Below are 14,313 nucleotides of genomic sequence, written 5' to 3'. Positions count from 1 at the left end.
GCTTTGCAGTCAACCTAGTTCGAACGTACTCACCCCGAACACGCGTTGCACGGGAATGGCCGGCGCGGCGCGCGTGTACATGCGCGCCGTTTCGAATGCGCTCACCATGCCGTAGCGTTCAGCGAGCGCGACCGCAGCCGCGTTGACTTCCGGGACATCGAGCGCGATGACTTCGCCTGCGGCGCTCGCGACCAGCCCGTCGAATAGATCGTTGGCAATCCGTGCGTCGTCGGCAAAGAGCGGACCGATCTTGTAGCCGCTCCTGCAGCGGCGCAGCACACCGTACCCTCTAATCTGATCGTTGCGCACATCCGCCAAAGCCAGCGCCTGTGATTGCGCGATCCAGTCCGCGAGGAAGCGGGAACGGTTGGTCGAAAAACATGCGCTGTCGTAGGCGAGCAGTTGCGCGAAGGGTACCTCCCGCGCGTTCGTCAGCCTGGGCGCCGACGCGGCTCGCACGACGCCCTGGAAGCGGATGTTGCGATACGCGAGCTGGAAGCCGGATTTCTTATAGTTCTGCTGTTGGGCAACGACACCATCGAGGCCGATCGTCCGATCTCCCAGATAGCGCATCGCGTGCTGCCACGTGCGCAGACCGAAACCCCTGGCGCGAAATGCCGGCTTGACGATGTAGAGGCCAATGAAACCGAAGCGCTCGTCGTAGGCGACTGCCGAGATGCATGCCACCGGCTCGCCGCGCCAGATACCGACGAAAAAGCCATTGGGGTCTGCATTCCAGAAGCATCGCGCGTCGTCGAGGCCCGGATTCCATCCCTCTGCCGCAGCCCATTCGATCGCCAGATCGACCTCGCTGGACGACATGTTGCGCACAACGAAATCGCTATGATCATCCATGCTCAAACGCAGCAACGTGATTGGCTACAACGTCTATGCGGGCGTGAAGACGACAGCGCCATGCCCGGCAACTTGCGCGAAGGTCCGGGCGAAGCGATAGGCCTGTCCTTCGATGACCACCTGGTTGAATCCCGACCGGGTGGTCTCCAGAAGCGCGTGGACCATCGTGTTCGGAATGGCCGCGCAGCTTGTCCAGTCCGCGTCTGGCTCGCCGGGGTCGCCAAGATAGACTTCGCTATTTTCGCCGTGAGAGAGCACGAAAATCAGGCTCTGTCCCTTGTCTAGCGAAAGCTCCAGGTACTCCGAAAGCGTGGATGCCGCCTCGGTCGCTACTTCGAGCGGGGCGCGAGAGGAAGAATTCATAAGTGGCCTTTGTGGTCGGGCGTGGCATCCACGGGTTACAAGACATCGCATACCAGCAAGACGATCAATCCGGCGACTGCCCGGGCGCACCATCCAGAATGCGAAGCTTGTCGTCGATATCGGAAAGCTGATGGCCGGCCGCGCGAAGCTCGTTGACGAGCCGATGCGCGGTTGCACGACACTGCGCCAGCGTCTCATGCAGTCGCGGTTCGCCCCGCAGACCCGCCACCACCTTTTCCAACTCGGAGGGGGGCTCGCTCAGCAGCGCGGGCACCACCTCTTCCGGCGGAATCAGCGACCCGTGGCTCAAAAGCTGAGCCGTCCAGTCGCATCCATACAGCAGCGCGCGCCGCTCGGTCCGTTTCGCTTCGTCCTGCTCCAGGGTCACGAGACTGTGCCGATTCTTGTGAATCGAAGCGCGCCAGGTTGCAAGTATGTCGGCGCGCAACTCCGCAATTGCATTGCCGAGAGACGTGCTCTGTCCGCCAACCACGAGCCGGCGTTCATCGAGCCTGTCGACGTGGTCCCGGTATCGTTCGAGGAAGGGCTGCCAGTTCAACGGCAATTCGGTCGTCTCGGAGAACGAGCGGCTGATCTCATTGAGCTCGCTCCTGACCTCCTCGATGGCCCGCGCATCGGCAAGTCGTGCCTCATAGACCTCGTGAGCGGTCACCATCTGGCGATGAAGCGCGAACAGCGGATTCTTGTGGCGCCGTTGCAGGTGTCGCTCGGCAGCGCCGGGATGAGCGCTCCATCGCCAGTTGGGCAGCGATTTCGCGTCGAACTCGACCGCGTCTACCATCGGCCGGAATACCGCCAGCCCCTCTTCGGTTGCATGGCGGAAACAGTCGGCCAGTTTGAAGTCGTTGCCTTGCACGTGAGTGCCTTCGGTCCCCGCATATGGAGAATCCGGTGCGAGCCGCAGGAAGGCGGTAGCGAGGAAAAACTCCATCGGCAGCTCGACGGACAGTCCCTCCAGGCGGAAGGTGCGCTGTTGAGCGGAAAGGTCTTCGACAGAATGCGCGAGGCGGTTTTCGAGCTCGAGGAGCGTGTCGATCTTCTCACCGGACGACGGCTGCATCGCGTCGGCGAGCAGGCAAAAAGATTCGCGCACCATTTTTGCCGCGATGGTGCCGTGCTTCTCGGCGAAAAGCCACAGCCAGAGGGCAAGCTGATAGCCCCGCACTCCGTTTCGGGCGAGCGTTTCGACTTCGGGCGTGAAGGTGATCCCGGGCGCGGCCCAGTTCGCAAACGGTGGCGAGTCGCTGACCAGGTACATGTCCAGAAGCTGCTTCAACGACTCATGCGTCCCGCTCGGCCAGCTTCGCGTCTCGTCGTTCTGCTTCTCGGTCTTCCAAAGTTTCCAGGCCATCGTGGACCTCGCAAGAGTGTGCGGGATGCGGCTTGGTGAAGATACTTGCACACTCGGTCGGGGGCGTAAACCGGCGCTTGACCTTGTTGACCCGGACAGGCTACTGCGGCGCGATGGGGGCTTAAAGCGGGTCAAAACGCTATGACGGAGACGCGGGTTCTGGCCGATCAATGCCGCCATAAGTCAGGCTATCTCTGCCTGTTCGACGTAGGTCTTATGCTAGCCGGATACGGCTTTTCGGGCAGCCGCGGCGCGGATCGTGCGCCGCGACGGCGCAGGTTTCCTGGATGCCGGGATCGCTTCAAGATAGACCCGCAACGAGCCACGTGCGGTACGCGACGACCTCCGGAATTCGGGAATTCGTGGCGTCGTTCGCCGGAGGCCCGGTTTTCGTACTAGGCTAGAAGCCGGATCGACGAAGACCGGCTGACGCGCGAACCATCCGCAGTCGGGCTGGCCGGTGTTCGACGTGTTTTCATCGGCGTGTTGCCGCAATGGAGCGAGGTCCACCATGCAATTGTCCGCCGTCAAGGTCGTCAAGCCCGAAGCGACCAACTTCATCCTCGGGCAAAGCCACTTCATCAAATCCGTCGAGGATATTCACGAAGCGATGGTCGGCACGGTGCCAGGCATCAAGTTCGGGCTCGCGTTTTGCGAGGCCTCCGGCAAGCGCCTCGTGCGGCGCTCCGGCACGGACGACAGCCTCGTCGAAATCGCATGCCAGAACGCGACCAACGTCGGCGCGGGCCATAGCTTCTTCGTATTTCTCGGCGACGGCTTTTTCCCCGTCAACGTGCTGAACACGATCAAGGCCGTGCCCGAGGTCTGCCGCATCTTCTGTGCAACGGCGAACCCCGTCGAAGTGCTGATCGCTGAAACGGATCAGGGGCGCGGGATCGTCGGCGTGATCGATGGCTTTCCACCCGTCGGCACCGAAAGCGCGGAAGACGTTCAATGGCGCAAGGATCTTTTGCGCACGATAGGCTACAAACTGTAGCCGCTGCGCTTTCACTCGCTTTACACGCGCCGCCCTACCTGCCGACATGCTATGGAACGACAACGACGCCTGATTCCGGGCACGCTGTGGCCCGCCATTCTGCGACAGACCGACCATGCGCTCGGTTGCGGCGCGCTGCGGCCGATCGACACGCAACAGTGCATGATCGACAGCGGCGGCATCCGCTTTCTCGTGCGTCAGGTGTCGAGCCTGACGCACAAGGAACAACAGCGCGAGCAGGCGCACAAGCTGCAGACCGCAAAGCGCCCGCAAGCGGACCCATTTCTTCCTCCAGACCCGGATCTGTTCGTCGCCGACATCTCCGACACGCATCTAGCATTGCTCAACAAGTTCAACGTGATCGATCATCATCTGCTGATCGTCACGCGCGAATTCGAACCGCAGGAAGCGCTGCTCGATCTTGCCGATTTCGAAGCGCTGCTCGCGTGCATGGCCGAATTCGACGGCATCGGCTTTTACAACGCCGGCACGGAGGCGGGTTCGAGCCAGCCGCACAAGCATCTGCAGATCGTGCCGCTGCCGCTCGGGGACGCCGATCCGCCCGTGCCTATCGAGCCCTTGTTGGGTGCGCAGGACCGCGTGCCGGAGCTGCCGTTTTGGCATGCGTTCGCGCGCTTCGACGCGGATGATCTGACGCGCGCGGATGCGCCGAAGCTGGCGCTGTCCCGCTATCGCACGCTGCTCGAAGCGGCGGGTGTCGGCGCGCTCGAAATCGATCGTGTGTGGTGTCATGCGGCGCCCTACAACCTGCTGGTCACACGGCGCTGGATGCTGCTCGTGCCGAGATCGCAAGAGCGTGTCGAAGGCGTGTCGGTCAACGCGCTCGGCTTTGCGGGTTCGCTGTTCGTGCGTGACGCGGCTCAACTGGACGTAATCGAAAGGCTAGGCCCGATGACGGTATTGGAACGCGCCGCGCTGCCTGCGAACACATAGTGACCGAGCGGCGACCTCACGCACCGTCCGACTGCAAGTACCTGTGCGCGAAAGCAATCGCCATGCTGCCTTCGCCGACGGCCGAAGCGACGCGCTTCACAGGGCTCAGCCTCACGTCCCCGCACGCAAACACGCCAGGCACACTCGATTCGAGCAGATAAGGATCGCGGTGATGATACGGCCAGCGTGCGGCCTTGACGACGTCGTCGCCGGTCAGGACATAGCCGCGTACGTCGCGCGCGATTTCGGACGGCAGCCATTCCGTCTGCGCATCGGCTCCGATGAAGACGAACAGGCCGCCGCAGTCGTGCCGGCTTACTGCGTCCGTCGTCGAATCGCGAATGTCGATCGCCGTCAGATGCGTATCGCCATGCGCGCCGACGACTTCCGAGCGCAAGCGCACCGCGACATTCGCTTTGCCCGCAAGCTGTTCGACCAGATAGCGCGACATGCCCTTTTCGAGCGAATCGCCGCGCACGACGAGCGTCACGCTGCGCGCATGATTGGCGAAGAACAACGCCGCCTGGCCGGCCGAATTGCCGCCGCCGATCAGATGGACATCGAGGCCGTGGGTCGCGCTCGCTTCGCTGCGCGCCGCGCCGTAGTAGATCCCCTTGCCGATAAAGCGGTCGAAGCCGTCGATGGCAAGCCGCCGCCACGTGACGCCCGTCGCGAGAATGATGGTTCGAGCGTGTACGGCGTCGCCGCCGTCGAGATGAATCCGCCGCGTCTTTACATCGATGCGCTCGACCGAGCGCGTCACGAGGATTTCCGCGCCGAGCCGCCGTGCCTGTTGCAGCGCGCGGCTCGCCAGTTCGTCGCCGGAAACGCCATTGGGAAAGCCGAGATAATTCTCGATGCGCGACGACGTGCCCGCCTGTCCGCCCGGCGCCTCGCGCTCCAGCACCAGCGTGCGCAGACCTTCGGACGCGCCGTACACCGCGGCAGCCAGCCCCGCGGGGCCGCCGCCGATGATCGCCGTGTCGTATCCGTCCAGACGCGGCTGCGTCTGAAGGCCGAGCAGTCCCGCCAGTTCGCGGGTCGCGGGCCGGCTCAGCACCGTGCCGTCGACGAGGCGCAACGCGGGGCACTCGCGTTCCGTTGGACAGGTGCCAGGCCAGCGCGCGGCCAGTTCGGGCGCATCCGGCGCCAGCCAGTCGGCGCTGATCTGATTGCGCGCGAGAAACTGGCGCAGCAGCGTGCACGCATCGTCCCAACGGTTGCCGACGATCGTCACACGCGCTTTCGGCGGCTCGGCGGAAAGGCTTTGCAGCCCGCCGATGCGTTCGCGCGCGAGCGCCCCCATCTTGAACGCCACCTCGGGCGACGCCGCCGCGAGCGCATAGTATTGCGGCGCGTCGACGCGCATCACGCGCGAAGGCTCGGCTGCGCGATAGGCGCCCGGAAACGGCGAACTCAGCGCAAGCGGCACTTCGCCGAAGATCGTGCCGGGCAGACGCCAGCCCAAGGTCCGCTCGATGCCGTCGAACGTCTTGATGACTTCCATCTTGCCCGACAGCACCGCGTATAACGCGCGCTCGCCGCCTTCATGAACCGCGAACTCGCCCGCGCACAGATGCAGGTCCGCGGCCGTGTGCGCGAGGGTTTCCAGTTCGCTGTCGGGGAGGGTGGAGAACAGCGGCACGGCGCGAATGTCGTCGATCGTCAGCATGGCTTTGTTTTCCGTTTGTCGAACTCGCGCCAAGGCATACGCGGACAACGCGCATAGCCACCAACCGCATCGACCCAGTATAGGATTTTCGGATCGCGGTGCAGACGATCGAAAGTCCTAAGATGGGTGAAGAGCCAAGATGTGAGTGGCGTATTTCGTCGTTGCCATGCAACCAGTACCAGGCGATCAGCGCGGAGGTGCGCAATGATGTTTCGATGGATGCGAATGGTCGGTCTGGCGACGTATGTGTGTGCCAGCGCGGACGGATGTCTCGCGGCGGATGCGTCGGCAGCGCTCGCGGCTGCTGCCGCGCCGCCGGTTGTCTATGTCGCCGATTTCGATCTCGACGCCGCGAATATCGCCCCTGACAGCGGGCCGGGCCACCGCGCGCGGGGCATCGTGGGCAATCTGGTGCCGGCGGGTCCGTTGCGCCAGCAGCAGGACCCGCAGGCGCGGGCGCGAGAGATCGTCGCGCTGATGGCGCAATCCTTGACGGACGATCTGAAGAAGGCCGGAGTAGACGCGCGCCGCGTCGCGCCGGGTGAGCCGCTGCCTCACGACGGCTGGCAGGTGCGCGGTGTTTTTCTCAGCGTCGACGAGGGTAACCGGCTGCGTCGCGCGATGGTGGGCATGGGCGCGGGCCAAAGCCAGTTTCAGGTCGCGGTTTCCTGCGATAACCTGGCTGCGCCGGAGTTGCCGCCGCTTTATGAAAGTGTTGAAGAGGGCAAGAGCAGGGATATGCCGGGCGCGGTGGTCAAGCTCAATCCGTACGTGATCGCCGCGAAGGTCGTTCTGTCCGGTCGCGATGAAAAGATGGCGGTCAGAAACAGCGCGCAGCAGATAGCCGACGAGCTCGCGCGACGGCTTCAGACTGGCGCCAGGTAGAAGACTCGACTTCGTTGCGACGACTTTCGACCGGAACTGCGCGGGCGGAGCAACAGCGCAGCCCCCGCCCGATAGGCGGCCGAAGCCGCCTGATCAGCAGCCCGTCTGCTTGATGCGCTCGACCGGGAGGCCGAACAGCGGACGCAGCTTGGTGCCGACCACGTTGCCGAAAAATGCCGCGACGAGCCACAGCCAGCCGTGCAGGCTGCCCGACACGATGCCGCTGAAGTACGCGCCGATATTGCAGCCGTACGCGAGACGCGCGCCGTAGCCGAGAATCAGACCGCCGACGATCGCCGCGATCAGCGAGCGCAGCGGCAGACGCCACACCGGCGCATAGCGGCCGGCCAGCGAAGCGGCGAGCATCGCGCCGATCACGATGCCGATGTCCATCACCGACTTCATGTCGTGGCTGATCGGTGCGGCGAGGGCGGCCGCGTTCGGGCCGGTGCTCCACACCGGCCAGCTCGCGACGTCGACGCCCATTGCGGAAAACGCCTTGGCGCCCCACAGCGCGAACGCCGACGTGATGCCCCACGGACGACCCGACAGCGCGAGCGTTACGAAGTTGAGGATGGCGAGCACGACGCCGCCGGCGAGGAGCGGCCACGGGCCATGCAGCCACGGCGATGCGTTCGGTGCGCGCTCCACCTCGCTGACCAGACGGCCGTGACGGCGCTTCTCGATCAGCACGGTGAGCGCGGCGATCGCCGCGAACACCACGAGGTTCAGCGCGATCCCCGGAACCACGCCGAGCGTTTGCACGAGCGAGATCGGCGGCAGATGCGGCAGCGCGGACCAGAACGGCATGTGCGCCGTGCCGATCACCGAACCGATGATGAACGCGATCAGCGTGACCACCATCCGCGTGCTGCCGCCGCCGACCGTGTACAGCGTGCCGGACGCGCAGCCGCCGCCGAGCTGCATGCCGATGCCGAACATGAACGCGCCGACCACGACCGAGGTGCCGACGGGCGACACTTCGCCGACCACCGGATGCCCGAACAGCGTGCCGGCGGACAGCGCCGGGAAGAACAGCAGCACGCCGACCGCGAGCATCAGCATCTGCGCGCGCAGGCCGGCGCCGCGGCCGTCGGCGATGAACACGCGCCATGCGGACGTGAAGCCGAACGCGGCGTGATAGAGCGTGATGCCGAGCAGCGCGCCGAGGACATACAGCGCGGCCTGCTTCACGCTGACCGTCTGCGCGAGATAGATCGCGCCGAGCACGACCAGCGCGAGCCCGACGGCGAGCGGCTTCGGATTGATGTTGACGACACGGCGAGGCGCGCCGAATGGCGTGGAGAGATCGGACATGATGAGTGGAGCGGACGCGCTTGTCGCGCGAAGGCGGCGCGCCGGTCAAACGGCGGTCGCTGCGCGGGAAGTGCCGCGAATAATCGTTTCGGGAAAGCCCGGGAGTATACCGAAATGTCAGGTTGCGGCCGCTGCCTGCCAAGGTTCGCGCTACTCGACGGCAACTCGGGGCGCGTGCGGTGTCGCGAGCCGGCAATGCCCGCCGGACGGGGTTTTTGCGGAGATCGACGGTGGTCGGAGGTCCGTCGTTTAATAACCTGTCGTAATAACGGTATTTCAAACTTGCATTGAAATCGTCATCAACGTGGAAGGCGGTGGTAATAAACGGCGTCGCGAAGCCACGGCCTTCAAACCAAGCGGCCGTCGTGCGGCGAGACCGGTGCAAAAGCCTTACACGAAGGCGCAAATCGTTGAGATTGCCTGCAACTGGCGAGGAGGCGAACTGCTAGTCTTCATACGGGGCGCAGCCGTTTCGCGCGAGCGTGGAAGGGGGGATGTATGAGAACTCGAAGGTCACCTCTGCTGCGACGACGTGCATCGCAACGTCGTCATTCAAGTGGGCGAATTTCATTCGCCATCGTTGTTTCATTGACCGGACTTTTCACGACGCACGTCGCGTGCGCGGCGGGGACTCTGCCGCAGGGCGGGCACTTCGTCGCCGGCTCCGGAAGCATTGCTCAGAACGACGCCGGCATCAGCATCACGCAAGCGGGCTCGCGCGGCATCATCGAATGGAACAGTTTTTCGATCGGATCGCGCCGCACGGTGTCGATCGACAACGGCACCGGCGCGACGCTCAATCGCGTGACGGGTAACGATGTGTCGGCGATCTACGGCACGCTGAAGGGCACCGGCAGCATCTACCTGATCAACCCGCATGGCGTGCTGATCGGGCCTCGCGGCGTGGTGTCGACGGGCGGGCGCTTCGTCGCCTCGACCCTCGACGTCCCCAACGATGTCTTTCTCAACCCGCCCGTGATCGGTGGGTCAGTCTATACAGGCAGTTCTACGGCGGATGTCGTCAATCTCGGCAAGATCAGTTCGTCGGGTGGAGACGTGTTCCTGATATCGGCCAGCAAGGTCACGAACGCAGGGACGATCGTTGCGCCGAACGGCAATGCCGAACTCGCCACGGGCCGTCAGGTGCATCTATACGACGGCAACTATCAACAAGTCTTCGTGGACGTGGGAAGCGGCGGCACGGTGACGAACTCGGGCACGGTGCGGGCGGCGATCGTCAACCTGCAGGCGGCCGACGGCAACATCTTCGCCCTCGCGGGTCATTCGGGTGCGCTGCGCGCCACCGGCACCGCGACGCGCGACGGCCACGTATGGCTCGTCGCGAACACGACCGTCAACGGAGTCCTCGTCAACTCCGGCAACGTCGATGCGCGCGGCGCCCAAATCAGCGCGCGCAATGCGGACGGCAGCGGTGGCACGGTCGACATGTCAGGCAAAGACGTCAAGCTCGGCGGCGCCAACGTGCGAGCGAAAGCATGGAACATCACAACTGGGGACTTCATCGCGGACGTCCCGACCGCCACCACGCTCGGCGCAAGCCTGAACAACGGCACGACCATCTCCGTGATCGCGAATGGCGGGGACGGCAAGCTCGGTGCGACCGGTGAAGGGGACATCGCGATCGAAGCGAGCGTGCGCTGGCACGGGGCCTCCGCGCTGACGCTCGATGCGGCTCACTCGCTGACGATCGCACCGCGGGCGACCATCGCCAATAGGGGCGCAGGGTCGCTCACGCTGTCCGCCGATACCTATGGATTCGACAACGGCGGCAGCCTGACCAATCTGGGCACGATCGACTGGTCACGCAGCATGGGCGTCGTCAGTGGCTTGTACGACATGAACGGCAGCTACACGCCCGGCACCGTGCGCACCAACGCATTCTGGCACCCTGCGCCGTTCAGTGGGCTCGTCACGCAGTTCACGGCCTATCAGCTCGTCAACTCGATGGCGGACCTGAGCGCCGTGAACAACAACCTGTCCGGCAACTATGCGCTGGGCAGCAGGGGGCTGGAATTCGCGGGTGCGCCGGACTTCGGCGGCATCGGCACCGCGGCGAATCCGTTCACCGGTCAGTTCGACGGCATGGGGCATCTGCCCGCGGACCTGCATCTGTCGACCGCGGCCGATACCGGACTCTTCGGCGTGATCGGCAAGGGCGGCGTCGTGCGCAACTTCACGCTGGCGGACGGCGCCGCGACCTCATCGGGAGGAACGGTCGGCTTGCTGGCCGGCGTCAACTACGGGTCCATCGTGAACGTCGGCGCAACGGGGACCATCAATGTGACAGGCAACACGAGTACGGTGACCGGCGGCCTGGTGGGCGAGAACTTTGGACGTATCGAGCGCTCGTGGGCTGGTGTGAGCATCAATGGCGCGGATCAGGTCGGTGGACTCGTCGGCCTGAACGATGGCCGCATCGGTCAGTCTTTCGCGATCGGCCGGGCAACAGCCGGTGCGCAAAGCATAGTCGGCGGACTCGTCGGCACCAACCGTGGCGCGATCGCCCAATCGTATGCAGACGAATTCCTGAGCGGCGGCGCGACTGTCGGAGGGCTTGTCGGCAGCAATGCGGGCTTCATCCGCGAGTCGTATGCCGCGTCCAGGCTCACGGCGGGCGCGAACGCGACGACAGGCGGTATCGCGGGCACGAACAGCGGCCGCATCGCCGCGAACGTGTTCTGGAACCGCGAATCGTCCGGAGCGGCGGCGGGTGTCGGCTCGGGCACGGCGGTGGCCAACTCGAGCGGACTCACCGATCAACAGCTGCTCGAGCCGGCGAGCTTCGGTCCCACGTGGGATTTCAGCGCGAACGGCACGTGGGTCGCGGGCTATCCGGGGCCAGAGTTGCGCTGGCTGGCGGGGCCCTGACATCGAGGGTCCGATAGAGGCATGCGTCGGGGGCAGCCATGAGGCCGCGCGAGCCGGCTTGCGTGATGCCGATGCCGGCGTCGTTCTGAGCGACGGTTGCCGGGCCGGCGACGAAGTGGCGGCCCTGAGGCGGGGTCCCCGCCGCGCACGCGACGCTTTCGGTGAGCGCATCGGCTACCATATAACCATGGTCGCAACCTAGAAAGGAGGCTGCCATGACTCAGTCAATGATCGGCCTGGTAGTGGCGTTGGCGGCCCTGCTGGTCATCGCGTTCGTGTTCGCGCGGCGATACAGGCACGCGCATCGACAAGAGACCATGACCCAGTGGCTCGACGCCCATCACATGGGTTGGCTACATCACAGGCACTGATTCCGGAGCCTGGCGGGTAGAGTCCCAGATGACATCCCGGCGATCGAACTCACCCCGATCGGCATTCGGTCGTGCCTGTCACACACGCGCCGCGCTGTTCTGCGCGGCGTTATTCGCGCTCGGGGCCTGCGCGCAGCCGTGGGAGGCGTTCCATGCAGGCGAACCGGAATCGGCCGTCGTCGCCCGATTGGGGCAGCCGCGCGAGGTCTACGAGATGCCCGACGGTTCCCGGCGGCTGATGTGGCCGACGCAGCCCATGGGGGAAGTCACCGTCGCCGCGGACATCGACCCGACCGGCAAGGTGATCCGCGTCCGGCAAGTGCTGCAGCCGAACGAGTTTTACCGCGCGGAGCCTGACAAGTGGACGAAGAATGACGTTCTGATCAACTTCGGCCGCCCGGAGGAAACGACTTACTTTCCGGTGATGAAACGCGAAGTCTGGAGCTATCGCTATCTGGAAGACAACGTGTGGTACCTGCTGTTTAATTTCTATTTCGACGACACCGGCGTGCTGCGCTCAACCCAGAAGAGCCCGGACCCGCTCCACTTGCAGGGTGGCGACAACAAGCCGATGTGATGTCGATTTCAGCTTCGCTAGCGCTCCGACGACTGCTCGCGCAGGAAGGCCTGCGCTTCCGCCTCCGTCTCATAGACATAAGGTGACAGCCCGCGCCGCGTCAGTGCGCCGCCCAGCTTGGCGCGCATGAAAGCGCTGGTAGTAAAGCGCGTCACGCCGAGGTAGTAGCGCTGCACCATATCCTCGACCATTTCGACATACGCGTCTTCCAGCGCGGGGTCCAACACGAAACCTTCGTAGTTCACCACTGCATAAACCTTGTGGTCCAGTGGTTCGCAGACGCGGCATACCTGAGCCCGGATCGCGGCGATGTCGTCGGGACGCTTCACCTCGAGACGCGAGAAGTTGAGAAACATGATGTTCTTGTCGTCGTCGTAGATGAAGCGCGCTTCCAGCGGCAGCCGCAAAACATTCGAGCGCAGGCCCATCGGTTCCGGCAGGAAAATCCGCTCATCCATCTGCTTCGGCGAACGCAGGATCGGTGCGAAGTCCATCCTGGCCAGAATATCGCGCTCCAGATCGACGCCAGGTGCGATCTCGATGAGTTCCATGCCCTCGGCGCCCAGTTCGAACACGCAACGCTCGGTGATGTAGAGGACCGGTTGTCCCGCTGCCGCCGCATACGGGCCAGAAAACGTGCGATGCTCGACTTCCTCGATGAACTTCCTGGCCGTGCCGTCACGGTGGATGTGCAGCTTGCCGTCGACGACTGAAATCTGGCTTTGGCCCGCCATGAACGTGCCGACAAACACGACCTTCCTGGCATTCTGGCTGATGTTGATGAAGCCTCCGGCACCAGCCAGGCGCGGCCCGAATCTCGACACGTTGAGGTTACCCATCCGATCGGCCTGCGCGAGGCCGAGAAACGCGATGTCGAGCCCGCCGCCGTCATAGAAATCGAACTGGGCGGGCTGATCGATGATCGCCTGCGGATTGGTCGCCGCGCCGAAGTTCAAGCCTCCCGCCGGAATGCCGCCGATCACGCCGGGCTCGGTGGTCAGCGTCAGCAGGTCGAGGATTCTTTCCTCGTTGGCGACGCTGGCGATGCCCTCGGGCATGCCGATTCCGAGATTCACCACGCTGTTCGGCTGGAGTTCCATTGCCGCGCGCCGCGCGACCACCTTGCGCTCACTCATCGGCATCGGCGCCACACTGCTCACGGGCACCCGGATTTCGCCGGCGAACGCCGCGCTGTACGGTGTGGCAAAGGTCTGCTGGTGGTTCTCGGGCGGCGCCAGCACGACGCAATCGACCAGCACGCCGGGGATCTTGACCTGTCGCGGATTGAGCGAGCCGCTTTCGGCGATTCGCTCCACCTGGACGATCACCAGACCGTGGCAGTTGTGCGCGGCCATGGCGATCGCCAGAGCCTCCAGGGTCAGCGCTTCGCGCTCCATCGTCACATTGCCGTCGGGATCGGCGGTGGTGCCGCGCACGATCGCGACGTTGATCGGGAAGGACTTGTAGAACAGATATTCCTCGTTGCCGATCTGCATCAACTCGACCAGGTTCTCGGTGGTGCGTTCGTTCAGTTTGCCGCCACCGAAGCGCGGATCGACGAAGGTACCGAGGCCGACTCGTGAAAGATGGCCGGGTTTTCCGGCTGCAATGTCGCGAAACAGGTGACTGATCACGCCCTGCGGCAGGTTATAGGCTTCGATCTGGTTATCCACCGCAAGCCGCTGTAGCTTCGGCACCAGACCCCAGTGTCCGCCGATGACGCGTTTGACGAGTCCCGGCGTCGCCAGGTGGTTCAGTCCCCGATCCTTGCCGTCTCCCTGACCGGCCGCATAGACCAGCGTCAGGTCGCGGGGCTTTGGGAGGGTGACTAACGCATCCTCGTCACGGGTCGTACAGAGTTCCTCGATGGCGATAGCGATGTCTTCGGCGAAGCCGATGCCGACGAAGCCGCCTGTCGCGACCGTATCGCCGGCGCGGATCAGGCGCACGGCATCGCGCGCGGACGCCACTTTGCCGGACGAGCGGGAAAGGATCGCCGGTGAAGGCGTCCCCGCGGTTGATTGCGTGCTCACGTTTCACCTCGTCTGATTCGAGCGCGAC

Annotated in this window: 12 protein-coding genes; 6 read left to right on the top strand and 6 right to left on the bottom strand. The window is 64.4% G+C overall.

Annotation, left to right across the window (positions count from 1 at the left end):
• Positions 1-9: 9 nt before the first annotated feature.
• From G5S42_RS34675 to G5S42_RS34665, 3 genes are all read right to left on the bottom strand, one after another.
• Complete coding sequence (locus tag G5S42_RS34675) at positions 10-855, bottom strand: GNAT family N-acetyltransferase (RefSeq protein ID WP_176111263.1); 846 nt, start codon at positions 853-855, stop codon at positions 10-12.
• Between the two features lie 33 nt (positions 856-888).
• Positions 889-1,218 carry a hypothetical protein gene (locus G5S42_RS34670; RefSeq protein WP_176111262.1) on the bottom strand — a complete coding sequence of 110 codons (330 nt, stop codon included), beginning with the start codon at positions 1,216-1,218 and terminating at the stop codon, positions 889-891.
• 64 nt (positions 1,219-1,282) lie between these two features.
• Positions 1,283-2,404: a tryptophan leader peptide gene (locus tag G5S42_RS34665; RefSeq protein ID WP_312883683.1), complete on the bottom strand. Its 1,122-nt coding sequence runs from the start codon at positions 2,402-2,404 to the stop codon at positions 1,283-1,285.
• 697 nt (positions 2,405-3,101) lie between these two features.
• Here G5S42_RS34665 and G5S42_RS34660 point away from each other — a divergent pair.
• Complete coding sequence (locus G5S42_RS34660) at positions 3,102-3,587, top strand: adenosine-specific kinase (RefSeq protein WP_176111261.1); 486 nt, start codon at positions 3,102-3,104, stop codon at positions 3,585-3,587.
• 51 nt (positions 3,588-3,638) lie between these two features.
• The gene (locus G5S42_RS34655; protein ID WP_176111260.1) at positions 3,639-4,541 is read left to right on the top strand and encodes an ATP adenylyltransferase family protein; all 903 of its coding nucleotides are present in this window, start codon (positions 3,639-3,641) and stop codon (positions 4,539-4,541) included.
• A 16-nt stretch (positions 4,542-4,557) separates the two neighbouring features.
• Here the strand turns inward: G5S42_RS34655 and G5S42_RS34650 are convergent, their stop codons facing one another.
• On the bottom strand, positions 4,558-6,213 hold the full coding sequence (locus G5S42_RS34650; protein ID WP_176111259.1) for an FAD-dependent oxidoreductase: 1,656 nt from the start codon (positions 6,211-6,213) through the stop codon (positions 4,558-4,560).
• A 204-nt stretch (positions 6,214-6,417) separates the two neighbouring features.
• Between G5S42_RS34650 and G5S42_RS34645 the strand changes: the two genes are divergently transcribed.
• Positions 6,418-7,098: a DUF4410 domain-containing protein gene (locus G5S42_RS34645; RefSeq protein WP_176111258.1), complete on the top strand. Its 681-nt coding sequence runs from the start codon at positions 6,418-6,420 to the stop codon at positions 7,096-7,098.
• Positions 7,099-7,191: 93 nt separating this feature from the next.
• Here the strand turns inward: G5S42_RS34645 and G5S42_RS34640 are convergent, their stop codons facing one another.
• Positions 7,192-8,415, bottom strand: coding sequence for a YeeE/YedE family protein (locus G5S42_RS34640; RefSeq protein ID WP_176111257.1), 1,224 nt, complete (start codon positions 8,413-8,415; stop codon positions 7,192-7,194).
• Between the two features lie 498 nt (positions 8,416-8,913).
• Between G5S42_RS34640 and G5S42_RS34635 the strand changes: the two genes are divergently transcribed.
• The 3 genes from G5S42_RS34635 to G5S42_RS34625 all read left to right on the top strand — a co-directional run bounded on the left by G5S42_RS34635 (position 8,914) and on the right by G5S42_RS34625 (position 12,252).
• Positions 8,914-11,304 carry a two-partner secretion domain-containing protein gene (locus tag G5S42_RS34635; RefSeq protein ID WP_176111256.1) on the top strand — a complete coding sequence of 797 codons (2,391 nt, stop codon included), beginning with the start codon at positions 8,914-8,916 and terminating at the stop codon, positions 11,302-11,304.
• Between the two features lie 215 nt (positions 11,305-11,519).
• Complete coding sequence (locus tag G5S42_RS34630; protein ID WP_176111255.1) at positions 11,520-11,675, top strand: hypothetical protein; 156 nt, start codon at positions 11,520-11,522, stop codon at positions 11,673-11,675.
• Between the two features lie 28 nt (positions 11,676-11,703).
• Positions 11,704-12,252, top strand: coding sequence for a hypothetical protein (locus tag G5S42_RS34625; RefSeq protein WP_176111254.1), 549 nt, complete (start codon positions 11,704-11,706; stop codon positions 12,250-12,252).
• A gap of 17 nt (positions 12,253-12,269) precedes the next feature.
• Here G5S42_RS34625 and G5S42_RS34620 read toward each other — a convergent pair whose 3' ends face one another.
• A complete protein-coding gene (locus tag G5S42_RS34620; protein ID WP_176111253.1) occupies positions 12,270-14,285 on the bottom strand; it encodes an acyl CoA:acetate/3-ketoacid CoA transferase in 2,016 nt (671 codons plus the stop codon).
• Between the last annotated feature and the right edge of the window lie 28 nt (positions 14,286-14,313).

The organism is Paraburkholderia youngii (assembly GCF_013366925.1).
In the GTDB taxonomy this organism is placed as follows: Bacteria; Pseudomonadota; Gammaproteobacteria; order Burkholderiales; family Burkholderiaceae; genus Paraburkholderia; species Paraburkholderia youngii.
This window is presented reverse-complemented; position numbering and strand designations above follow the sequence as displayed.

Coding starts and splice junctions, on each gene's coding strand:
- G5S42_RS34630 (WP_176111255.1), top strand. CDS start 11,520: ATGACTCAGTCAATGATCGGCCTGGTAGTGGCGTTGGCGGCCCTGCTG.
- G5S42_RS34625 (WP_176111254.1), top strand. CDS start 11,704: ATGACATCCCGGCGATCGAACTCACCCCGATCGGCATTCGGTCGTGCC.
- G5S42_RS34635 (WP_176111256.1), top strand. CDS start 8,914: ATGAGAACTCGAAGGTCACCTCTGCTGCGACGACGTGCATCGCAACGT.
- G5S42_RS34670 (WP_176111262.1), bottom strand. CDS start 1,218: ATGAATTCTTCCTCTCGCGCCCCGCTCGAAGTAGCGACCGAGGCGGCA.
- G5S42_RS34645 (WP_176111258.1), top strand. CDS start 6,418: ATGATGTTTCGATGGATGCGAATGGTCGGTCTGGCGACGTATGTGTGT.
- G5S42_RS34675 (WP_176111263.1), bottom strand. CDS start 855: ATGGATGATCATAGCGATTTCGTTGTGCGCAACATGTCGTCCAGCGAG.
- G5S42_RS34650 (WP_176111259.1), bottom strand. CDS start 6,213: ATGCTGACGATCGACGACATTCGCGCCGTGCCGCTGTTCTCCACCCTC.
- G5S42_RS34655 (WP_176111260.1), top strand. CDS start 3,639: ATGGAACGACAACGACGCCTGATTCCGGGCACGCTGTGGCCCGCCATT.
- G5S42_RS34640 (WP_176111257.1), bottom strand. CDS start 8,415: ATGTCCGATCTCTCCACGCCATTCGGCGCGCCTCGCCGTGTCGTCAAC.
- G5S42_RS34660 (WP_176111261.1), top strand. CDS start 3,102: ATGCAATTGTCCGCCGTCAAGGTCGTCAAGCCCGAAGCGACCAACTTC.